Genomic DNA, 22,112 nt, shown 5'->3' on the forward strand with positions numbered 1-22,112 from the left:
TACGGCGTGTTCGCAAGCTCGGTTCGCCGCCTTCTTTTAATAAGAGGCTATCTGAAAAGATAGCCTCTTATTTTTGTTATATAAACGAGATTCATAACTTGTTTACAAGATTTATCTTATGAAAACCAATGCGTTAGTGGGTGTAGTGGCATCCTTTAAAAAAAAAAATAACACCAAAAAAAATATAACGGAACACACGACCTGAAGGGGAACGCACAAAATAAAAAGGTGGAATTTGTATTGAGAAAATTTTTTATTTCTAAATTTTGAGCAGAGAAATTTTAATGTCTATGATTAAATTATTTTTAAATAGTAATAAAATTTAATAACTTTCAAAATTAAACCGTAATTATAAAGTACAAAAAAAGTCCCATTATGGGACTTTTTAAATTATATTCTTTTTAATTGTTGTTTCATCATTACGATTTGATCTTTCAGCATATTGTGTTTGTCTAATTTTTTAGCTTCACTTAGCCATTTTTCTGCTTCAATTTTTCTTCTTTTTGAAGCTGCAATTCCTGCTAATTGTAGTTTGGCTAAAGCTAAGTCTTGATCCATACTTAAACCTAATTCAATTGCTTTTCTAAAGTATTTTTCTGCCTGATTTAAGTTAGTTTGCGAAACCATTAATCCATTTAAGTAGTTATAGTACCCTTGTTGCTTTTTTACTAGAGCTGTCTCTGGATTGCTAATTTTATCTAAATATTTTTTTGCACCGTCGAAATTTTGTTTTCTTAGCTGTAAAAATGATAAAATAATTAATTCATTTTTAAAATAAAATAAGATAAAAAGGGTTGATAATAGAATTAAAAATATTCCATTTCCGATATTACCACCAATAATGAATAAGTAAATTGCAAATGAAATTAATCCTGCTGCTGTAATTAGTTTTATGTTTTTATTGAACATGATATTTAATTTAGTTTACAAAGGTAATAAAATCTATTAAAAATAATTTTAAAAAAGTATTTGTATTTGAAAAAAGTCTTTGTATATTTGCACTCGGTTTAAAGAAAGCCATATTATTAAAGAATTATATAGAATTTAAAAATACTAACAATGAGTAAGAGAACATTTCAACCATCAAAGAGAAAAAGAAGAAATAAGCACGGTTTCATGGACAGAATGTCATCTCCTAACGGAAGAAAGGTGCTTGCTCGTAGAAGAGCTAAAGGAAGACATAAATTAACTGTATCTTGCGAACCAAGACATAAGAAATAATGGTATTAGTTAATCGAAATATCAGGGTGTTACTATTTTAATAGTAGCACCTTTTTTTTATATTTGCATTAAATTTCAATCTACAATAACACAACAACATGCCAAAAGACAATTCAATAAAATCGGTATTAATTATTGGTTCAGGACCAATAGTAATTGGACAAGCCTGTGAATTTGATTATGCTGGTTCGCAATCCGCTCGATCATTAAGGGAGGAGGGAATCGAAGTAATTCTTATTAATTCAAATCCTGCAACTATCATGACAGATCCAACTATGGCTGATCATGTATATTTAAAGCCATTGACTACTAAATCTATAATTGAAATTTTAAAAGCACATCCACAAATTGATGCTGTTTTACCAACCATGGGTGGTCAAACCGCATTAAATTTATGTATTGAAGCCGACGAAAAAGGAATCTGGAAAGATTTTGATGTACGATTGATAGGAGTAGATATAAACGCAATTAATATAACCGAAGATAGAGAGCAATTTAAGAATTTATTAAATAAAATTGGAATTCCTCAAGCACCAGCTAAAACAGCAAATTCTTTCTTAAAGGGAAAAGAAATTGAACAGGAATTTGGTTTTCCATTGGTAATTAGACCTTCATTTACTTTAGGAGGTACTGGTGCTGCAATTATTTATAAAAAAGAAGATTTTGATGCCGCTTTAACTTACGGATTAGAAGCATCACCCATACATGAAGTTTTAATTGATAAAGCTTTAATGGGGTGGAAAGAATATGAATTAGAATTATTACGTGATAGTAATGATAATGTAGTGATTATTTGTACGATTGAAAATATGGATCCTATGGGAATTCATACTGGAGATTCAATTACTGTTGCTCCAGCAATGACATTATCAGACACAACGTTCCAGAAAATGCGTGATATGGCCATTTTGATGATGCGTTCAATTGGTAATTTTGCTGGCGGATGTAATGTGCAATTTGCTGTTTCACCTGATGAAAAAGAAGATATTGTTGCGATTGAAATCAATCCTCGTGTTTCTCGTTCTTCTGCATTGGCATCAAAAGCTACTGGATATCCTATTGCGAAAATCGCATCGAAATTAGCTTTAGGTTATAATTTAGATGAATTGCAAAATCAAATTACAAAATCTACTTCCGCTTTATTTGAGCCTACTTTAGATTATGTGATTGTAAAAATACCTCGTTGGAATTTTGATAAGTTTGAAGGATCTGACAGAACGTTAGGTTTACAGATGAAATCGGTTGGAGAAGTTATGGGGATTGGACGTTCATTTCAAGAAGCGCTTCATAAAGCAACTCAATCACTTGAAATTAAGCGAAATGGCTTAGGGGCTGACGGAAAAGGGTATACCAATTACGAACAAGTTATTGAAAAACTTACCTATGCAAGTTGGGACAGAGTTTTTGTGATTTATGACGCTATTGCGATGGGAATTCCATTGAGTAGAATTCATGAAATCACTAAAATAGATATGTGGTTTTTGAAACAATATGAAGAATTATTTCATTTAGAAAAAGAAATTTCAAAATATAAAGTAGATACTTTACCCAAAGAATTATTATTAGAAGCCAAGCAAAAAGGATATGGTGACAGACAGATTGCTCATATGATGAAATGTTTGGAGAGTCAAGTTCATAAATTGCGTAGCGAAATGAATATTCAACGTGTTTATAAATTAGTGGATACTTGTGCCGCAGAATTTAAAGCACAAACGCCTTATTATTATTCTACTTTTGAGGCCGAAATTGAAAAAGCAGATGGTACGAGATACGTTCATAATGAAAGTATTGTAACAGATAAGAAAAAAGTAGTTGTGTTAGGTTCTGGACCAAATAGAATTGGACAAGGAATTGAGTTTGATTATTCTTGTGTTCATGGTGTTTTGGCCGCTAAAGAATGTGGTTACGAAACGATTATGATTAACTGTAATCCTGAAACCGTTTCTACAGATTTTGATACGGCTGATAAATTATATTTTGAACCTGTTTTTTGGGAACATATATACGATATTATTCAGCACGAAAAACCAGAAGGTGTGATTGTGCAATTAGGGGGACAAACTGCTTTAAAATTAGCTGAAAAATTATCGAAATACGGAATTAAAATTTTAGGAACTTCATTTGATGCGTTAGATTTAGCAGAAGATAGAGGAAGGTTCTCTGATTTATTGACGGAATTAAAAATACCATTTCCACAATTTGGAATTGCTGAAAGTGCTGAAGAAGCTTCGCAATTAGCAGATACCTTAGATTTTCCTTTATTAGTTCGTCCTTCTTATGTGTTAGGAGGTCAAGGAATGAAAATTGTAATTAATAAACAAGAATTGGAAGAACACGTGATTGATTTATTAAAATCGATACCAGGAAATAAACTGTTATTAGACCATTATTTAGATGGCGCTATTGAAGCTGAAGCTGATGCTATTTGTGATGCAGATGGCAACGTATATATAATTGGAATAATGGAGCATATCGAGCCATGTGGTGTTCATTCTGGTGATAGTAATGCCACTTTACCTCCTTTTAACTTGGGTGAGTTTGTAATGCAACAAATAAAAGATCATACTCAGAAAATTGCAGTAGCTTTAAAAACCGTTGGATTGATAAATATTCAATTTGCGATAAAAGACGATATTGTTTATATTATTGAAGCCAATCCTAGAGCTTCTCGTACCGTGCCTTTTATTGCAAAAGCGTATGGAGAACCGTATGTAAATTATGCTACTAAAGTAATGTTAGGAGAAAATAAAGTAACTGATTTTACTTTCAATCCGCAATTAAAAGGATACGCAATAAAACAACCGGTTTTCTCTTTTAGTAAATTTCCAAACGTTAACAAAGCCTTAGGGCCAGAAATGAAATCAACAGGTGAAAGCATTTTGTTTATTGATGATTTAAAAGATGATCAATTTTATGATTTATACGCAAGAAGAAAAATGTACTTAACGAAATAAATAAAAAAATCCCAATTGAAAAATTGGGATTTTTAGTTTTTACTATTTTCTAACTGGAATATTTTCTAAAATTTCTAATACAAATTTCCAATATTTTTGTGCGGATGCAATATTTGCTCTTTCATCTGGACTGTGAGCGCCTTTGATTGTTGGTCCAAAAGAAATCATATCCATTTCTGGATAGTTGGTTCCTAAAATTCCACATTCTAAACCGGCGTGACAAGCTACAACATGTGGTTTGGTTCCGTTTTGTTTTTCGTAAATAGAAGTTAAAATATCTAATATTTCTGAGTTGGCGTTTGGCGTCCAACCTGGATATGAACCACCAAAAGTGACTTCACAACCCATTAATTCAAAAGCGGAACGTAAAGCGTTTGCTAAATCAAATTTTGAGGTTTCTACCGAAGAACGCGTTAAACATTGTACGGTTAATTTTCCCTGAGCAACTGTAATTTTTGCGATATTATTTGAAGTTTCAACTAAATTATCAAAATCGGCACTCATTTTATACACACCATTATGAGCTGCATAAATAGATCGAACCATATAAAACTGTGCCATAGGTGGCATAACTTTATTAGGTGTGGTTGCTGATTTTTCAATTACAATTTCTAAATTGGGTTCTGTAGTTTTAAACTCAGCTTTTATTTCATTGATAATTTCTTGCATATCAAACGTAAATGCTTCATCGTAAATGGGAGCAATGGCTACTTCTGCAATGCTTTCTCTTGGAATGGCATTACGTAAACTTCCACCATTTATAGTTGAAATTTGTAAACCAAAATCTTCAAAACCATTAAATAATAAACGGTTCATAATTTTGTTTGCATTACCTAAGCCTTTGTCGATATCCATTCCGGAATGTCCGCCGTTTAAACCTTTTACGGTAATAGTATAGCCAACTGCATCGGCTGGAGTATCTTCTTCATCGTATTCAGCTACTGCAGTAACGTCTACACCGCCTGCACAACCAATATCAATTTCATCATCTTCCTCAGTATCTAAATTTAAAAGGATTTCACCTTCTAATAAGCCGCCTTTTAATCCCATTGCACCAGTCATACCGGTTTCTTCATCTATTGTAAATAAAGCTTCAATGGCAGGATGTGGAATTGTTGTACTTTCTAAAATAGCCATAATTGTAGCAACACCTAAACCATTGTCGGCACCTAAAGTAGTTCCTTTGGCACGAACCCATTCACCATCAACATACATTTCAATACCTTGTGTATCGAAATCGAAATCCGTATCATTGTTTTTTTGATGTACCATATCTAAATGCGATTGCATTACAATGGTTTTACGATTTTCCATTCCGGCTGTTGCAGGTTTTTTTATAATTACGTTTCCTACTTCGTCTTTAATGGTATTTAATCCTAATTCTTGACCAAATTTCATCATAAATGCAATAATACGTTCTTCTTTTTTAGATGGACGTGGTACGGCATTTAAATCGGCAAATTTGTTCCAAAGTATTTTTGGTTCTAAATTTCTTACTTCTTGACTCATTTATCAATTATTTTTTTATATTATTTATTCAGATTTTTTGAATTACAAAGTTACAAAGTTTAATTTCTTAATAAATGAAATTGTAGTTATATTTACAATTTAAATTCATTTTGTGAAGAAATTATATTTATTAATTATTCAAATTATTCTGATTAAAGTACTTTCGCTTTTTCCAGAATTTGTAGAGCGTTTTTACAGCAATGGCTTGTATTTGTATATTTCTAAAATTTGTCGATTGCTTTTAGGTTGGATTCCTTTTTCTGTAGGTGATATTGCCTATGTTGTTTTAATATTACTAATTTTCAGATGGTTATTTAACAATAGAATTGGATTTTTTAAAAAATGGAAATCAAACGGTTTAAGTATTTTGAATTTTATTTCGATTTTGTATTTCTTATTTCATTTTTTATGGGGATTGAATTATTATCGAATTCCATTGCATGAAAAAATAGGTATCGAAAAAGAATATACTAAAGAACAATTGCAAAATTTGACGTTAAAATTAATAGCCAAAACAAATCAGTTACAACTTAAAATAGAAAAAGAACATTATAAAAAAGTAATATTTAATTATTCAGAGCAACAGATGTATGGAATGGCACCAAACGGATATTATAATTTACCTAAACCGTTGTCGCAAATTCAATATCAAAATAAAAGCATTAAATCTACAATCTTTAGTTTGCCTTTGAGTTATATGGGATTTGGAGGGTATCTCAATCCGTTTACCAATGAAGCACAAGTGAATTATTTAAAACCTAAATATACTTCGCCATTAACTATTTGTCATGAAATGGCGCATCAAACTGGAATAGCATCTGAAAGTGATTGCAATTTTATCGGATTTATAGCAGCTTCGCAAAATAAAGATGTGTATTTTCAATATTCGGCGTATGCTTTCGCATTAAATTATTGTTTGTATAATTTAGAGCTAATTGAAGAAGGAAGTAGTAAAACATATAAAGTATTTATTAACAAAGGTGTTTTGGAAAATTTTAACGAAAACAAAACCTTTTGGAAACACTACCATTCATGGATTGACACTTTTTTTGAATACATTTACGATACATTTTTAAAGATGAATCAACAAAAAGACGGAATGGAAAGTTATAGTAAGTTTGTTGGATTATTAATTAATTACGATTTAAAACACGAGATAATTCATGCAAATTAACCCATCAATTAACGGTTGGATTGAAAAGTTCCTAAATCAGTATGCTGCTGATGTGTCAGATTACATAACTGATGAGTCATTTTTTTTGGCATGTCAGAAAAGTGGTCTAATTTATGGTTATGTAGTAAACTATCATCTGGATAATAATTTAGATGATACAAAATGGGATAATGAAGAAAAAATGAAAGTTGGTTTTTTAGCTACTTTATTTGCTTTACATAAAACAAAAAAAGAGACGGATTATCAATTATTTATTGAAGATTTATTTCAATTTTATACTATAATATCAAAAGGAAATTTTAGTTTTTTAAATATGGTTTTGCCGCATGCCAATTCCTATCAAAAATTAGAAAGTATTATCAACGAGCGTTTACAAACAAATGATAATATAGTTACCAAAAATTTCACACATATGGTAACCAATTCCATGTTGTATATTGATGTTTTGGCTTTTGAATATTATCTAAATCAAAACACAATTAATCTTGATTTTTTTAAGAATCTAGAACGCAAATGTTTGGCATTAATTATGTTTTCATTAAATGTAAAAAAGCAAAAATCGGAGTATGATATTATGTTATTAAAAATGTTTGAAAATTCGTTAAGATATTCCAAAGTTTCTAAAGTAAAAAGTAACGAAATTATAGATGTAGTTTTTGAAGGAAATAGGTCTGCATTAGAAGGTATGTATTTGTATGAAATTGCTCATATGACATTGATAAGTGATGGTGTTGTTAATGAAAACGAGCAAGTTTTTCTTTCAGAATTCGCTTTAAAATTAGGTTTAAATAAATTAAATCAAAACACTGGTTATGAATTAGTTGAATTTATAAATAAAAATAAAAATAATTTACCTTTTTATAATTTAAATCATCCAGTAAAACAATTTTATACGAATACCCAAGACAATATTGCAAAATTAGTAAGTAGAAATAAAACACGGTTACTTAAAGAGCTTTCAGAAAGTAAAGAATTGGTAAAATTATTAGGAAAATCAACTCAAAGTGAATTGAGTTTTGAAGAAAAAAAGAAAGTAAAAAAACAGTTGTTAGACATCTGCAAAAGCATTCCGTCGCTTACTATTTTTTTACTTCCTGGAGGTGGATTGTTATTACCAATTTTGATAAAATTTATTCCACAATTATTGCCTTCAGCGTTTAATGAAAATTTAAAGGATTAATAATTAGAAATCCATGAAAAATAAGTGTTTTTTATTTCTTCATGTGAGGCATTTATATATTTTAAATAAGCATTTGCCACTGGGCTGAATTTTTTTCCTTTTAACCAAATTAATCGCCAACTAGAAACTATCGGTAGTTTTTTTACAGGAATTATTTTAAGATCACCTTTGTCTAATTCATTTTTCAATCCTATTAGAGGCATTATCGAAAGTCCTAATCCTGCAATTACAGATTGTTTTACTGCTTCATTTGAAGTTAATTGGAGTTTCATATTTGGTTTAATTCCGTTTTGATCTAAATAATTTTCCATAGTAATTCTAGTTGCAGATCCAGCTTCCCTATATATAAGCGGGTAATTTGCAGCATATTCAGCTAAATCATTTTTAGGATTAATATCTACATATTTATTACCTATTAAAAACAATTTGTTTTCTAAAATAATTTTCGATTCAACTTCTATATCTTTTGGAAGTATTGAAACTAAAGCAAAATCAATTTCATTATTTTTTAACGATTTTAATGTTTTTGTTTTGTTAGTCACATCCATTTCTAACTCTACTTCTTTATTATTGTTAATAAAATCACTCAAAAAATAAGGCATTACATATTTTCCTGTTGAAACTACGGATATTTTTAATCTTCCAGATAATTGTCCTTTATAAGCTTGCGTTTTATAGTTTATTGCATATACTTCATTTAGTATAGCTTCTGCTGCTGCTGCAATTTCTTTACCAAAATCTGTAATATAAATTTGTCTACCCACAATTTCTGTTAATGGAATATCAAACTGATTTTGGAAATTTTTCAATTGAATTGAAACCGCAGGTTGAGATAAAAACAATTATTCTGCTGCTTTAGTAATACTTAATGTTTCGGTTATTTTATAAAAAACCTGAAGTTGATGTAAGGTATAGTTCATAAAAATATATTATGTTTTACATTACAAATATAAATAAAATTTTATGAATAAAAAGTTTCAATTTTGCAGCGTAATATAATTTAATACAAAATATAATGGAAAAAGAACAAGACTTTAAATTTATTGATGGTGTTTTTACTTTCGATGACGCTGACAAACTTTTAATCGCTTTGCTTAATTATAAAATAGATTATCATAATAGAGAAGATTTTAGTAATCATATCAGATTTAATCAAGAAATGGCACACTCAAAAGTTCGTATACAAGAATTAATAGCAACTAAAGATGACATTAAACAAGTTATTGCCAGTGCAAAAGAGAATAATAAAAGATTGATAATTAATAGTACACTAACTATTCGTTTAGAAGAATGATATGTTTGCAGGTCGAAATGTGCTAATTGCAACAAAACATAAAAAAGAGCTTGTTATATCTCCAATTCTCGAGAAAGAACTTGCGATTACTTGTTTTGTATCTGAACAATTTGACACGGATACTTTAGGAACATTTTCTGGTGAAATTGAACGTAAACACGATGCCTTAACCACACTAAGAAATAAATGTATCCACGCTGCTAATGCCTCAAAATCTGATTTAGTAATTGCTAGCGAAGGCTCTTTTGGAGCGCATCCATCTATTTTTTTTGCACATGCAAATCAAGAATTAGTAATGCTAAAAGATTTTAAAAATGATCTTGAAATTATAGCAAAAGAAATTAGTTTGGAAACCAATTTTAATGGTGAAAAAATTTCTAATGAAACAGATTTACTGACTTTTGCTGAAAAAGTAAATTTTCCGTCTCATGCACTAATTTTAAAATCAGATGAAGTAAATTTTTCAACTATTTTCAAAGGTATACAATCTGAAAACGAGTTGCTAGAAAAATTTTATGAATTAAACAATAAGAATGGTTTTGTATATGTAGAAACGGATATGAGAGCCATGTTCAATCCTACTCGAATGAAAGTAATTGAAAAAGCAACTTGGCAGTTAATTGAAAAAATAAAATCACTTTGTCCAACATGTCAAACACCAGGTTTTGATATTGTAGACGCTGTTTCAGGATTGCCGTGTGAGCTTTGTAAAAATCCTACACGCTCCACTTTATATTATTTGTACCAATGTAAAAAATGCAATCATAGTAGTAAAAAAATGTTTCCAAGAGGTATAACTTATGAAGAGCCAACCTATTGTGACACGTGTAACCCATAATTTATGATCCAAATATCAAAAGAATTAGATTTAGCGAAAAATCTGCTAGAAAACGATGAAGTAGTAGCTATTCCAACAGAAACGGTTTATGGTTTGGCAGGTAATATATTTAGCGAAAAGGCAATAAAAAAAATATTTGAAACCAAAAAAAGACCATTTTTTAATCCGTTAATCGTTCATGTGCATTCCTTAACTTGTTTAGAAACGATATGTTCGGAAATTCCTTTAAAAGCTAAATTATTAGCTAATAATTTTTGGCCGGGTCCGCTAACGCTTGTATTAAAAAAGCAAAATTCTATTTCTGATTTGGTTACTGGCGGAAAAGATACAGTTGCAGTCAGAATCCCTAATCATTTTTTAACTTTAGAATTGTTGTCTAAGTTAGATTTTCCATTAGCAGCTCCAAGTGCAAATCCTTTCGGTTCTATTAGTCCGACTACTGCAGAACATGTAGCAAATTATTTTTCAAATACACTTCCATTGGTTTTAGATGGTGGTAATTGTGAGAATGGTATTGAGTCTACAATAATCGGATTTGAGAATGAAGAGCCAATTTTGTATAGACTAGGAGCTATTTCAAGAGAAGAAATTGAAAGCGTTATTGGTCCAATTTTACTTAAAAATAAAAACGAGAATGCTCCAGAGGCACCAGGAATGCTTACCAGGCATTATGCGCCCTTAACAAAAACTATATTAGTTAATGATGTAAAAAAAGAGATTGAAAAATATCCAACAAAAAAGATTGGATTGCTTTTATTTAATAATGTTACGATTGACAAAGAAGATGTAGTTATTGAGATTCTATCAAAGAAAGGGAGTCTGAAGGAAGCTACTGCTAATTTATACGCGGCAATGCATCGTTTAGATACTCAAAATTTAGACCTAATTATTGCCCAAAAGTTTCCAGAAATCGATTTGGGAAACTCAATTAATGATCGTTTAGAACGAGCTACTAAAAACAAATAAAATGAATTTAGATTTACTATTCGAAAACCTTACAAACCCAGCGTTACTTTTTTTTATTTTAGGAATAGTTGCTGTTAAATTAAAAAGTGATTTAGAAATACCACCTAATTCTTCTAAGTTTATATCACTATATCTATTATTCTCTATCGGATTTAAAGGTGGCCAAGAATTAGCTCATAGCGAATTTACTTTGGAAATTGTATGGTCTGTTTTGTTCGGAATACTTATCGCATTAATTATTCCGATATATTCCTTCTTCATTTTAAGAAGAAAATTTAATGTTTTTGATGCTGGTGCAATTGCTGCCGCTTATGGGTCAGTAAGTGCGGTAACTTTTGTAACTGCTGCTTCTTTTTTAGAGATTCAACATATGGAGTTTAGCGGTCATATGGTTGCAGTTATGGCATTAATGGAAGCACCAGCTATTATTGTAGGTGTAATATTAATCCGAATGTTTGATAAGAAAAAAGAAACGAATACCTCACTTATATCTTTAATTAAGCATTCTTTTACCAATGGAAGCGTACTTTTAATTTTAGGGAGTTTAGTAATTGGACTGCTTGCTAGTGAAGAACAGGCGATGGGAATAAAACCATTTACAAATGATTTATTTAAAGGTTTTTTAGCCATATTTCTTTTAGATATGGGAATTGTAAGTGGTAAAAAGTTAGGAGATTTTGTAAAAAGCGGCTGGTTTGCAGTATTTTTTGCTCTGTTTATTCCATTGATTAATGGAAGCGTTGTAGCTTTATGCAGTCAAATAGTAACGGACGATATAGGCAATCGATTTATGTTAGCGGTTTTAGCAGCAAGCGCATCATATATTGCTGTACCTGCTGCTATGAAAATTGCCGTGCCAAAAGCAAATCCAGGGTTGTTTTTACCTATGACATTAGCAGTAACATTTCCTTTAAATATTACTATAGGAATGCCTATTTACTTAACACTAATTAAATGTTTGTAATTATTTTAGTTCGAAAACTTCAATTGATACACTTCATCTAATTCTTCATTAGAACTCATATTTACACCTAAATCGGTTACATATCCAGAATTTAAACCATAAGTCCAACCGTGAAGTGTAAGTTCTTGTCCATTTCTCCATGCATTTTGGACAATTGAAGTTTTTGCTAAATCAAAAACTTGTTCTTGTGCATTGATTTCAACAAACTTATTAAATCGTTCATCTTCATCTTCAATTGAATTTAAATATGCATCATGTAAACGATAGACATCTTTAATATGACGAATCCAATTATCAATTAATCCTATAGATTGATTACCCATAGCAGCTTTTACTCCACCACAACCATAATGTCCACAAACAATAACGTGTTTTACTTTTAAAACATTTACCGCATAATCTAGTACACTTAGCATATTCATATCACTATGTATAACCATATTAGCAATATTTCTGTGAACAAAAACTTCACCTGGTTTTGCACCAATAATTTCGTTAGCTGGTACACGACTGTCTGAACAGCCAATCCATAATAAAGGTGGTTGCTGTCCTTTAGCTAAATCTTTAAAATATTCTACATCAATTGCTAATTGATTTTCAACCCATTTTTTATTGTTGTCTAAAATCTTTTTATAAAAATCATTACTCATTTTTCTATATTTTTATTTATTACTTCTTACTATTTCTACTTTTCGTTTCAAAGCATTGTATTTTTTTTCAAAAGTTACAGTGCTTTTAAAATATTCATTATTTTCTAAATTATATGCTTTTTTAAAACCTTCTAATTTCACATCAATATTTAATTCTTTTGCATTAACTTCTGCAAATTCTGTAATCAAAGTTAAAATATCGTGTGCAATATAAACAGTATTTGATGCATTAATGGTTACAAAAGCATTTTCTGGTATTTCAGATAATGTTGTTTTTATTGCTGCTTTATTCAAAAACGAAACTTCCTGTGCTAAATCGATATGAATGATATCGCCATCATGATATTCTTCTTTTCTGAAAAGATAGGCACGTTTCATATTTCCCTTTAAAACAAATATAACACTAATAATCATTCCTAAAGCAACACCCTTTAATAAATCAGTAAAAACTACTGCACCAAAAGTAGCCATAAATGGAATAAATTGATATTTTCCTTTTTCCCAAAAATGCTTAATTGTTGCAGGATTAGCTAATTTATAACCTACTAATAACAAAACCGCTGCTAATGTAGCTAATGGTATTTTATTCAATATTGATGGGATTGCTAAAACACTCACCAATAAAAGCACACCGTGAATTATTGCTGACATTTTTGATTTTGCACCAGCGGTATTATTTGCAGATGTTCTTACTACAACTGAAGTCATTGGTAAACCGCCTAAAAGTGAACTTATAATATTACCAATTCCTTGTGCTTTTAATTCTATATTAGTATTTGTATATCTTTTTTGTGTATCCATTCTGTCGGAAGCCTCAATACATAATAATGTTTCAATTGAAGCAACTATTGCAATAGTTATAGCAACAATCCAAACCTTAGAATTTGAAATTGCAGTAAAATCAGGTGTTACAATAATATTTTTGAATTCTTCTAAAGTGGTTGGGACAGGTAAACTAACCAAATGCTCTTTTACGATCGCTAAATTACTTCGAGATTGTATAAAAAATTCGTTTAGTAAAACACTTACAATAACCGCTACTAAAGCTGGTGGAATTAGTTTTATTTTCTTTAAAACGTCAACTTTATTCCATAAAATCAAAATTGCTAACGAAATTGAAGCTATAACTATCGAACCTAATTGAATATGATTAAATATATTGAAAATTTCAGAAAAAGTATTTTGCCCATCAGGTTGAAAAAAAGATTCATCACCTTCAAAATCTGGATCATAACCAAATGCGTGAGGAATTTGTTTCAGTATTATTATTACTCCAATCCCAGCCAACATTCCTTCAATAACATTATTTGGGAAATAGTTTGAAATACTTCCAGCTTTAATGAAACCAAGTGCTAACTGAATTAATCCAGCAAGTAAAACAGCTAAAAGGAATATATTAAATGAACCTAAATCAGTTATTGCAGTTAAAACAATTGCAGTCAAACCTGCCGCAGGTCCAGAAACGCTTAAATGCGACTGACTTAAATATCCAACAATTACACCACCTACAATACCTGAAATAATACCTGAAAATAAAGGTGCTCCGCTTGCTAGTGCAATACCGAGACATAATGGCAAAGCCACTAGAAAAACCACTAAGCCTGAAGCAAAATCAGATTTAAGGTTTGAAAAAAGATTAATTTTTTTAGACATACCAAAATATAAATTTAATAAATTATTCTTTGATGTTGAATGCTAACATCGATAAACGAACATATATTAAACTATTTCTGGTGGTGGAGAAAAAATTTCTTTGAATTGGGAATTATGATTGTTTAGAAAATGAAATAAATTTACACTATCTTCATTAATTAATGATATAAAGTAAATTTTATCTGTAAATATTATTTTGTCAAAAAAATCAAATTCGTTTTTTTCTAATTCTTTTTCTTCAGAATTATCGGTATCTTTTTCTAAATCACAATAGGAATAACATTTTTCAGTATCCTTAACAAACCAAATAAAAGATGGTTTCATTACAGATGTTATGAAAATAAAAATTACTATTTGTGCTATGATTTTCAATGTATTAAATAAATTTATAGCAAATATAAGAAATTATTATGTACTTTGTTTCATTATTCTAATAAAACAAATTGCAGGTTTGTAACTTCTCAATTAAATTATTTATACTTTTGTAACCACAAAACAAATAAAATGACTACTTCACAACTTATTGAGCAAATTCGTCTAAAAAAATCATTTTTATGTATTGGTTTAGATGTGGATTTGACTAAAATTCCAGCTCATTTATTAACAACAGAAGATCCAATCTTCGAATTTAATAAAGCTATCATTGATGCTACGCACGATGTATGTGTTTCGTACAAACCAAATACAGCATTTTATGAAGCATATGGCATCAAAGGATGGCAGTCGTTACAGAAAACAATCGATTATATTAACAATAACTATCCCGATATTTTCACAATAGCCGATGCAAAACGAGGTGATATTGGCAATACATCAACAATGTATGCCAAAGCTTTTTTTGAAGATTTAAATTTTGATTCGGTTACTGTTGCACCCTATATGGGAAAAGATTCTGTAGAACCTTTTTTAGATTTTGAAAATAAACATACCATTATGTTGGCATTAACTTCAAACGAAGGCGCTTTCGATTTTCAAACTTTAAATACTAACAACGGCCAAGAATTGTATAAAACGGTTTTAGAAACTTCTAAAAATTGGAAAAATAGTGAAAATTTAATGTATGTTGTAGGTGCCACAAAAGCAGAGTATTTTACCGAAATTCGTAAAATTGTTCCTAATAGTTTTTTATTAGTTCCAGGTGTGGGTGCACAAGGCGGAAGTTTAGCCCAAGTTTGTAAATACGGAATGAGTGAAAACGTTGGTTTATTAATCAATTCTTCAAGGGGTATAATTTACGCTTCAAACGGAACTGATTTCGTTGAAAAGGCAAGGAAAGAAGCGTTGAAGTTGCAACAAGAAATGGATGTTATTTTAAGTAAAAGTAAAAAGTAGCAAAGTGACAAAGTAAAAGGGTAATCTGTCTGTTTTTCCTATCTAAAGCAAAGCTACTTAATTTATCAGAATCTTTTCTATGTTCCTATGTGTTTAATTATATTTGAAAGTTAAATTCCAAAACCCAAAACCCTTCACCAAATAAAATGAAAAAATTCACGGACCAACTTGGTACAACCCATACTTTCGAAAACACACCTAAAAGAATTATTTCTTTAGTGCCTTCACAAACGGAATTATTATACGATTTAGGTTTGGAAGATGAAATCGTTGGAATTACTAAGTTTTGTGTACATCCCTTTCATTTTAAATCAACTAAAGAAATTATTGGTGGTACGAAAAACATTAAATTCGATAAAATAAAAGCCCTACAACCAGATATAATTATTGCCAATAAAGAAGAAAATACTCAAGAAATTGTCGAGCAATTAAGAACTATTTGTCCTGTTTGGGTGACAGATATTGTTACGATAGCAGATAATAATAAAATGATTGAAGATTTTGGTAATTTATTTAATAAACGAACCAATGCACAAAAGTGGGTTGATAAAATCAACTTTGGATATCAAAAATTTCAAACTCTTGTAGCGTCCAAATTTGAAGAAAATGCTAAGCAAAAAGTAGCGTATTTTATTTGGGCAAATCCATATATGGTTGCTGCTGGCGATACATTTATAAATGAGATGCTAAAAATGAACGGATTAGAAAATATTTATGATAATAATCCAAAATATGAAGGAAGATATCCAGAAGTAGTCATAAATAAGATGCGAATTCAAGGGGATCCTGATTTTGTTTTTTTATCTTCCGAACCATTTCCTTTTACAGATGAGCATGCTTTCGAGTTAGGAAGACATACGCACCACGCAAAAACTATTTTTGTAGATGGTGAAATGTTTTCTTGGTATGGAACTCGATTAGTTAAAGCGTTCGATTATTTCACTTTGTTACAAGAAAAGCTATACATTTACAAATAAAAATGATAGCTTACACTACATACGAAAACAAAAATACAACCGAATGGGTAACATTTGTTCATGGTGCAGGTGGTAGCTCTTCTATTTGGTTTAAACAAATTAAAGAATTCAAAAGTCATTTTAATGTTTTGTTATTAGATTTACGTGGTCACGGCAATTCAAAAGAAAAAATAACAAAAAAATATACATTTAAAGCCATTGCTAATGATGTTTTAGAGGTATTAAATCATTTGAATATCGACAAATCTCACTTCATTGGTATTTCTTTAGGAACTATAGTAATCCGGCAATTTGCAGAAATGTACGAAAATAGAGTGGAAAGTATGATTATGGGAGGCGCTATTTTGAAAATGAATTTTCGCTCCCAAATTTTAATGCGTTTGGGAAATACATTTAAATATGTTTTACCTTATTTGGTTTTGTATCGATTTTTTGCATTTGTAATTATGCCAAACAAAAATCATAAACAATCACGTTTGTTATTCATCAATGAAGCAAAAAAACTGTATCAAAAAGAATTTATTAAATGGTTTAAGCTAACTGCTGAAATTAACCCAATTTTAAAATGGTTTCGTCAAGTGGAGTTGCATGTGCCAACTTTATATGTTATGGGAGAAGAAGATTATATGTTTTTACCTTCCGTAAGGAAAGTGGTGGAAAGTCATTATAAATTTTCCAAATTAATAGTTTTTGAAAACTGTGGCCACGTGGTAAACGTAGAAAAATGGGAAATATTTAATTCGGAAGTAATTCAATATATTAAAAACCAAAAAAAGGCATAAAAAAACAACTGAAACCTAAATTCCAGTTGTTCCTTAACTAAAAACTAACCTTAAAAAACTATTTATTCATTTACAAATATCTGAATTTAAGTTAGTTAATTGTGTTAAGATTTTGTTATACTTATTCTATAACATGTTAAATTTCAAAGCAATTATTTATCGGATAGATTTTTAAGATATTTTTAGTTTTAGATACGTTACATTTTATATTTTCTGGTAAGACATTATTTTAAATATTGTTGATTTTTTACTCCTATAAATTATAAATAAAAATTATTAAATTCGTAAATTGCACCCTTAAAATCGATTAATATTCAAAAATGGAACCACAAATACCTTATATTCCTATCAATAAAGTAAGAATTGTTACAGCAGCGTCACTTTTTGACGGACACGATGCAGCCATAAACATTATGCGTAGAATTATTCAAGCTACAGGTGTTGAGGTGATTCATCTTGGACATGATAGAAGTGTAGAAGAAGTTGTAAATACGGCTATTCAAGAAGATGCAAATGCGATTGCAATGACATCTTATCAAGGAGGTCACAATGAGTATTTTAAATACATGTACGATTTGTTGAAGGAAAAAGGAGCTGGGCATATTAAAATATTTGGTGGTGGAGGCGGAGTAATTTTACCTTCTGAAATTTCTGAGTTGCATGAATACGGTATCGAAAGAATTTATTCTCCAGACGATGGTCGTGCTATGGGATTACAAGGTATGATTAACGATTTGGTTAAACGTTCTGATTATCCAATTGGAGATAAATTAACTGGAGAATTATCGCATATAGAAGAAAAAAATCCAACAGCTATTGCAAGATTAATTTCGGCTGCTGAGAATTTTCCAGAAATTGCTAAATCGGTTTTTGACCAAATTCACCAAAAGAATGAAACGTCTAAAATTCCTGTTTTAGGAATTACCGGAACAGGTGGTGCTGGAAAGTCATCTTTAGTAGATGAATTGGTTCGTCGTTTTTTAATTGATTTTCCAGAAAAAACAATCGGATTAATTTCTGTTGATCCCTCAAAACGTAAAACAGGCGGAGCGTTATTAGGAGATAGAATCCGAATGAATGCAATTAATAATTCTCGAGTTTATATGCGTTCGTTGGCAACTCGTCAATCCAATTTAGCCTTGTCAAAATATGTGGCTGAAGCGATTGAAGTATTGAAAGCTGCTAAATATGATATCATTATTTTAGAAACGTCTGGAATTGGTCAATCGGATACTGAAATTATGGACCATTCAGATGTTTCGCTTTATGTAATGACTCCCGAATTTGGAGCGGCTACACAATTAGAGAAAATCGATATGTTAGATTTCGCGGATTTAGTGGCGCTAAATAAATTTGACAAACGTGGTGCTTTAGATGCGATTCGTGATGTGAAAAAACAATACCAACGCAATCATAATTTGTGGGATGTTGATACAGATAAGATGCCAATTTTTGGAACTATCGCTTCGCAATTCAACGATCCAGGAATGAATACACTCTACAAATCTATTATGGATAAGATTGTAGAAAAAACGGGAGCCGATTTGAAATCGACTTTTGAAATTACGCGTGAAATGAGCGAGAAAATTTTCGTAATTCCTCCACACAGAACGCGTTATTTATCTGAAATTGCAGAAAACAACAGAAAATACGATGAAACAGCTCTTTCTCAAGTAGAAGTAGCGCAAAAATTATATGGGATTTTTAAAACTGTGGAATCAGTTTTGGGAACCAAACCAATGCTAACAAAAGCTGGAATTGACCATAATTTTGTCATTCCGAAGGAATCTCAGGTTTTTATGGATTTACTTTTAGATCAATTTGATAAAGTAAAAATGAACTTAGATCCTTACAACTGGGAAATCATTTTAACTTGGGACGAAAAAGTAAACAAATACAAAAATCCAGTGTATAGTTTTAAAGTTCGTGATAAAGAAATCAAAATTGCTACACATACCGAATCGTTATCGCATTCGCAAATTCCAAAAGTAGCTTTACCAAAATACCAAGCTTGGGGCGATATTTTAAAATGGAATTTACAAGAAAACGTTCCAGGAGAATTTCCTTTTGCGTCTGGACTGTATCCATTTAAAAGAGAAGGCGAAGACCCAAGTAGAATGTTTGCAGGTGAAGGTGGTCCAGAACGAACAAACAAACGTTTTCACTATGTTTCTGCCGGATTGCCAGCAAAACGATTATCAACAGCTTTTGACTCGGTGACTTTATACGGAAACGATCCACACATTCGTCCTGATATTTATGGGAAAATTGGAAATGCCGGAGTTTCAATTTGTTGTTTAGACGATGCAAAAAAATTGTATTCGGGTTTCGATTTGAGTCATCCAATGACCTCTGTTTCCATGACAATTAATGGACCAGCGCCTATGTTGTTAGGGTTTTTCATGAATGCGGCAATTGATCAAAATTGTGAAAAATACATTATTGAAAATGGTTTGCAAGCAGAAGTTGAAGCTAAAATCAATGATATTTATAAGAAAAAAGGGGTTACACGACCAACGTATCAAGGAACTTTGCCAAAAGGAAATAATGGTTTAGGTTTAATGCTTTTAGGCGTAACAGGTGACCAAGTTTTGCCAACCGAGGTGTACCGAGACATAAAAATTAAAACATTAGCACAAGTTCGTGGAACCGTGCAAGCTGATATTTTAAAAGAAGATCAAGCACAAAATACGTGTATTTTCTCTACAGAATTCGCTTTACGTTTAATGGGCGATGTGCAAGAATATTTCATTAAAGAAAACGTTCGTAATTTCTATTCGGTTTCTATTTCAGGTTATCATATTGCTGAAGCAGGAGCAAACCCAATTACGCAATTAGCATTCACTTTAGCTAACGGATTTACTTATGTAGAATACTATTTAAGTCGCGGAATGAATATCAACGATTTTGGTCCGAATTTATCGTTCTTTTTCTCTAACGGAATTGACCCTGAATATGCGGTTATTGGTCGTGTAGCTCGTAAAATTTGGGCGAAAGCCATGAAAAATAAATACGGAGCCAACGAAAGAGCACAAATGTTGAAATACCATATTCAAACGTCTGGACGTTCGTTACACGCTCAAGAAATTGATTTTAATGATATTCGTACCACGCTTCAAGCTTTATATGCAATTTACGACAATTGTAACTCGTTACACACCAATGCGTACGATGAAGCGATTACTACACCAACAGAAGAATCAGTGCGTAGAGCTATGGCAATTCAGTTGATTATTAATAAAGAATTAGGTCTAGCAAAAAATGAAAATCCAATTCAAGGGTCTTTTATTATTGAAGAATTAACCGATTTGGTTGAAGATGCCGTTTTACAAGAATTTGACCGAATTACAGAACGTGGCGGTGTATTGGGTGCGATGGAAACCATGTACCAACGTTCTAAAATTCAAGAAGAAAGTTTGTATTATGAAACCTTGAAACACACCGGTGAATTTCCAATTATTGGTGTGAATACTTTTTTGAGTTCAAAAGGTTCTCCAACGGTTATTCCTGCGGAAGTCATTCGTGCAACGGAAGAAGAAAAAGCCTATCAAATTGATATGTTGAATAATCTTCAAAAAGCGAATTTAGATCATGTAAATCAGCATTTGAGTAATTTACAAGATGCTGCAATTCGTAACGAAAATATTTTTGAGAAATTAATGGAAGCTACAAAAGTGTGTTCATTAGGTCAAATAACCAGTGCATTGTTTGAAGTAGGTGGACAATACAGACGTAATATGTAATTTTGATTTACGATTTACTTTATAGAATTTATTTAATTTTTTGATGTATGAAATTCTTTTTTAAGGTTTATATTTTATTATTTTGTTTTCAAGTTTCAGCACAAGTTGACAAAAAATTTGATGAGGGATTAATGAAATTTTTGGATAAAGATTTCGTAAATGCAAAAGAAATATTTACTGAAGTTATTAAATTAGATCCTAAAAATTATGAATCGTATTATTATGTTGGTGTTTGTAATATAAAGTTGAGTTTATTTACTGAATCAATCATTAATTTTGATGATGTAATTAAATTAAACCCAAAATATGCTAAAGCTTATTATAATAGAGGTGTTGCTAAATTTTATTTAAGTATGAATGAAAGTGGTTGTTCTGATTTTAGAAAAGCTGTGGAAGTTCAACCAGGTTATGATGATGCTATAAAAGCGATAATGCAATTTTGTAAAGAATATAAATAAAATAAACAAAACCTTTCAGAAATTGGAAGGTTTTTTTTATTCTTTAAATTTTCTATGATGTAGCATTGATACTATTGAAACTACTATAAATGGAAGCGTTGAAAGTGCAATCTTGTAGTTTAAACTTATTAATCCAACGAAAAACAAAAAGTAAATTAACAAGCCTAATCCAAAAATACTAATATAGGTTATTTTTCTGTTGATAGTTTTTTGAAACAAGGTAAACAATAATAAAAATTGAGAAATTACAGGTAAAATTATAAATGGATGAATAACAGATTTTGGATTTATAAATAATTTAGATAAAATTTCAATTTCTGCTTCAAACAAAAACATATGATTCTTACCACTCCATTCCAAATAGCCAAATAGTGAGAAAAGGATAAGTAGAAAATTTAGTATTTTACTTTTCATTAT

Annotated in this window: 20 protein-coding genes; 13 read left to right on the plus strand and 7 right to left on the minus strand. The window is 30.5% G+C overall.

Translation table 11 applies throughout. The features are described 5' to 3' along the window. Positions 1 to 390: 390 nt before the first annotated feature. A complete protein-coding gene (locus tag ACIQZ1_RS03725) occupies positions 391 to 909 on the minus strand; it encodes a DUF2892 domain-containing protein (RefSeq protein WP_353079738.1) in 519 nt (172 codons plus the stop codon). Between the two features lie 150 nt (positions 910 to 1,059). Between ACIQZ1_RS03725 and rpmH the strand changes: the two genes are divergently transcribed. Then, positions 1,060 to 1,221, plus strand: coding sequence for a 50S ribosomal protein L34 (rpmH, locus tag ACIQZ1_RS03730; RefSeq protein WP_091315350.1), 162 nt, complete (start codon positions 1,060 to 1,062; stop codon positions 1,219 to 1,221). A gap of 98 nt (positions 1,222 to 1,319) precedes the next feature. Next, positions 1,320 to 4,175, plus strand: a complete 2,856-nt coding sequence (carB, locus tag ACIQZ1_RS03735; RefSeq protein ID WP_396159195.1) for a carbamoyl-phosphate synthase large subunit — start codon at positions 1,320 to 1,322, stop codon at positions 4,173 to 4,175. Positions 4,176 to 4,217: 42 nt separating this feature from the next. On the opposite strand, the gene ACIQZ1_RS03740 is transcribed toward carB, so the two are convergent. After that, positions 4,218 to 5,684, minus strand: a complete 1,467-nt coding sequence (locus ACIQZ1_RS03740) for an aminoacyl-histidine dipeptidase (protein ID WP_396159197.1) — start codon at positions 5,682 to 5,684, stop codon at positions 4,218 to 4,220. A gap of 112 nt (positions 5,685 to 5,796) precedes the next feature. On the opposite strand from ACIQZ1_RS03740, the gene ACIQZ1_RS03745 reads away from it, so the two are divergent. Then, positions 5,797 to 6,858: a DUF3810 domain-containing protein gene (locus tag ACIQZ1_RS03745; protein WP_396159199.1), complete on the plus strand. Its 1,062-nt coding sequence runs from the start codon at positions 5,797 to 5,799 to the stop codon at positions 6,856 to 6,858. Then, entirely contained in the window at positions 6,848 to 8,038 is a 1,191-nt protein-coding gene (locus ACIQZ1_RS03750) for an LETM1-related biofilm-associated protein (RefSeq protein WP_396159202.1), read from the plus strand. Before ACIQZ1_RS03745 ends, ACIQZ1_RS03750 begins: the two co-directional genes overlap by 11 nt. Here the strand turns inward: ACIQZ1_RS03750 and ACIQZ1_RS03755 are convergent. Next, positions 8,035 to 8,847: a LysR substrate-binding domain-containing protein gene (locus ACIQZ1_RS03755; RefSeq protein ID WP_396159204.1), complete on the minus strand. Its 813-nt coding sequence runs from the start codon at positions 8,845 to 8,847 to the stop codon at positions 8,035 to 8,037. The genes ACIQZ1_RS03750 and ACIQZ1_RS03755 overlap by 4 nt on opposite strands. Before the next feature lie 206 nt (positions 8,848 to 9,053). Here ACIQZ1_RS03755 and ACIQZ1_RS03760 point away from each other — a divergent pair, with 206 nt between their 5' ends. From ACIQZ1_RS03760 to ACIQZ1_RS03775, 4 genes are read left to right on the plus strand one after another with little or no spacing between them, the layout of a single operon-like run. Next, a complete protein-coding gene (locus tag ACIQZ1_RS03760) occupies positions 9,054 to 9,332 on the plus strand; it encodes a hypothetical protein (RefSeq protein WP_396159206.1) in 279 nt (92 codons plus the stop codon). 1 nt (position 9,333) lies between these two features. Then, complete coding sequence (locus ACIQZ1_RS03765; protein ID WP_396159208.1) at positions 9,334 to 10,170, plus strand: DUF6671 family protein; 837 nt, start codon at positions 9,334 to 9,336, stop codon at positions 10,168 to 10,170. Between the two features lie 3 nt (positions 10,171 to 10,173). After that, positions 10,174 to 11,136: an L-threonylcarbamoyladenylate synthase gene (locus ACIQZ1_RS03770; protein ID WP_396159210.1), complete on the plus strand. Its 963-nt coding sequence runs from the start codon at positions 10,174 to 10,176 to the stop codon at positions 11,134 to 11,136. A 1-nt stretch (position 11,137) separates the two neighbouring features. Then, positions 11,138 to 12,100: a sodium-dependent bicarbonate transport family permease gene (locus tag ACIQZ1_RS03775; RefSeq protein ID WP_396159212.1), complete on the plus strand. Its 963-nt coding sequence runs from the start codon at positions 11,138 to 11,140 to the stop codon at positions 12,098 to 12,100. Positions 12,101 to 12,105: 5 nt separating this feature from the next. Here ACIQZ1_RS03775 and can read toward each other — a convergent pair whose 3' ends face one another. The 3 genes from can to ACIQZ1_RS03790 form a co-directional block, all read right to left on the minus strand. After that, positions 12,106 to 12,750: a carbonate dehydratase gene (can, locus tag ACIQZ1_RS03780; RefSeq protein WP_396159213.1), complete on the minus strand. Its 645-nt coding sequence runs from the start codon at positions 12,748 to 12,750 to the stop codon at positions 12,106 to 12,108. A 12-nt stretch (positions 12,751 to 12,762) separates the two neighbouring features. After that, entirely contained in the window at positions 12,763 to 14,403 is a 1,641-nt protein-coding gene (locus ACIQZ1_RS03785; protein WP_396159215.1) for a SulP family inorganic anion transporter, read from the minus strand. Between the two features lie 66 nt (positions 14,404 to 14,469). Beyond that, positions 14,470 to 14,727: a hypothetical protein gene (locus ACIQZ1_RS03790; RefSeq protein WP_396159217.1), complete on the minus strand. Its 258-nt coding sequence runs from the start codon at positions 14,725 to 14,727 to the stop codon at positions 14,470 to 14,472. A 180-nt stretch (positions 14,728 to 14,907) separates the two neighbouring features. On the opposite strand from ACIQZ1_RS03790, the gene pyrF reads away from it, so the two are divergent. The 5 genes from pyrF (at position 14,908) to ACIQZ1_RS03815 (ending at position 21,695) form a co-directional block, all read left to right on the plus strand. Then, positions 14,908 to 15,735, plus strand: a complete 828-nt coding sequence (gene pyrF, locus ACIQZ1_RS03795; protein WP_396159219.1) for an orotidine-5'-phosphate decarboxylase — start codon at positions 14,908 to 14,910, stop codon at positions 15,733 to 15,735. Between the two features lie 146 nt (positions 15,736 to 15,881). After that, positions 15,882 to 16,712: an ABC transporter substrate-binding protein gene (locus tag ACIQZ1_RS03800; RefSeq protein WP_396159221.1), complete on the plus strand. Its 831-nt coding sequence runs from the start codon at positions 15,882 to 15,884 to the stop codon at positions 16,710 to 16,712. 2 nt (positions 16,713 to 16,714) lie between these two features. Beyond that, the gene (locus ACIQZ1_RS03805; RefSeq protein ID WP_396159223.1) at positions 16,715 to 17,494 is read left to right on the plus strand and encodes an alpha/beta fold hydrolase; all 780 of its coding nucleotides are present in this window, start codon (positions 16,715 to 16,717) and stop codon (positions 17,492 to 17,494) included. Positions 17,495 to 17,814: 320 nt separating this feature from the next. Then, the gene (locus ACIQZ1_RS03810) at positions 17,815 to 21,237 is read left to right on the plus strand and encodes a methylmalonyl-CoA mutase family protein (protein WP_396159225.1); all 3,423 of its coding nucleotides are present in this window, start codon (positions 17,815 to 17,817) and stop codon (positions 21,235 to 21,237) included. A gap of 47 nt (positions 21,238 to 21,284) precedes the next feature. Further along, positions 21,285 to 21,695 carry a tetratricopeptide repeat protein gene (locus ACIQZ1_RS03815; RefSeq protein WP_396159227.1) on the plus strand — a complete coding sequence of 137 codons (411 nt, stop codon included), beginning with the start codon at positions 21,285 to 21,287 and terminating at the stop codon, positions 21,693 to 21,695. Positions 21,696 to 21,731: 36 nt separating this feature from the next. On the opposite strand, the gene ACIQZ1_RS03820 is transcribed toward ACIQZ1_RS03815, so the two are convergent. Then, positions 21,732 to 22,109, minus strand: coding sequence for a hypothetical protein (locus ACIQZ1_RS03820; protein WP_396159229.1), 378 nt, complete (start codon positions 22,107 to 22,109; stop codon positions 21,732 to 21,734). Positions 22,110 to 22,112 lie beyond the last annotated feature (3 nt).

The organism is Flavobacterium sp. (assembly GCF_044341185.1).
Classification (GTDB): domain Bacteria; phylum Bacteroidota; class Bacteroidia; order Flavobacteriales; family Flavobacteriaceae; genus Flavobacterium.

Bases quoted from the DNA above. Each gene is read 5' to 3' on its own strand.
- ACIQZ1_RS03725 (WP_353079738.1), bottom strand. From the start codon at position 909: ATGTTCAATAAAAACATAAAACTAATTACAGCAGCAGGATTAATTTCA.
- rpmH (WP_091315350.1), top strand. From the start codon at position 1,060: ATGAGTAAGAGAACATTTCAACCATCAAAGAGAAAAAGAAGAAATAAG.
- carB (WP_396159195.1), top strand. From the start codon at position 1,320: ATGCCAAAAGACAATTCAATAAAATCGGTATTAATTATTGGTTCAGGA.
- ACIQZ1_RS03740 (WP_396159197.1), bottom strand. From the start codon at position 5,684: ATGAGTCAAGAAGTAAGAAATTTAGAACCAAAAATACTTTGGAACAAA.
- ACIQZ1_RS03750 (WP_396159202.1), top strand. From the start codon at position 6,848: ATGCAAATTAACCCATCAATTAACGGTTGGATTGAAAAGTTCCTAAAT.
- ACIQZ1_RS03760 (WP_396159206.1), top strand. From the start codon at position 9,054: ATGGAAAAAGAACAAGACTTTAAATTTATTGATGGTGTTTTTACTTTC.
- ACIQZ1_RS03765 (WP_396159208.1), top strand. From the start codon at position 9,334: ATGTTTGCAGGTCGAAATGTGCTAATTGCAACAAAACATAAAAAAGAG.
- ACIQZ1_RS03770 (WP_396159210.1), top strand. From the start codon at position 10,174: ATGATCCAAATATCAAAAGAATTAGATTTAGCGAAAAATCTGCTAGAA.
- ACIQZ1_RS03775 (WP_396159212.1), top strand. From the start codon at position 11,138: ATGAATTTAGATTTACTATTCGAAAACCTTACAAACCCAGCGTTACTT.
- can (WP_396159213.1), bottom strand. From the start codon at position 12,750: ATGAGTAATGATTTTTATAAAAAGATTTTAGACAACAATAAAAAATGG.
- ACIQZ1_RS03785 (WP_396159215.1), bottom strand. From the start codon at position 14,403: ATGTCTAAAAAAATTAATCTTTTTTCAAACCTTAAATCTGATTTTGCT.
- ACIQZ1_RS03790 (WP_396159217.1), bottom strand. From the start codon at position 14,727: ATGAAACCATCTTTTATTTGGTTTGTTAAGGATACTGAAAAATGTTAT.
- pyrF (WP_396159219.1), top strand. From the start codon at position 14,908: ATGACTACTTCACAACTTATTGAGCAAATTCGTCTAAAAAAATCATTT.
- ACIQZ1_RS03800 (WP_396159221.1), top strand. From the start codon at position 15,882: ATGAAAAAATTCACGGACCAACTTGGTACAACCCATACTTTCGAAAAC.
- ACIQZ1_RS03805 (WP_396159223.1), top strand. From the start codon at position 16,715: ATGATAGCTTACACTACATACGAAAACAAAAATACAACCGAATGGGTA.
- ACIQZ1_RS03810 (WP_396159225.1), top strand. From the start codon at position 17,815: ATGGAACCACAAATACCTTATATTCCTATCAATAAAGTAAGAATTGTT.
- ACIQZ1_RS03815 (WP_396159227.1), top strand. From the start codon at position 21,285: ATGAAATTCTTTTTTAAGGTTTATATTTTATTATTTTGTTTTCAAGTT.
- ACIQZ1_RS03820 (WP_396159229.1), bottom strand. From the start codon at position 22,109: ATGAAAAGTAAAATACTAAATTTTCTACTTATCCTTTTCTCACTATTT.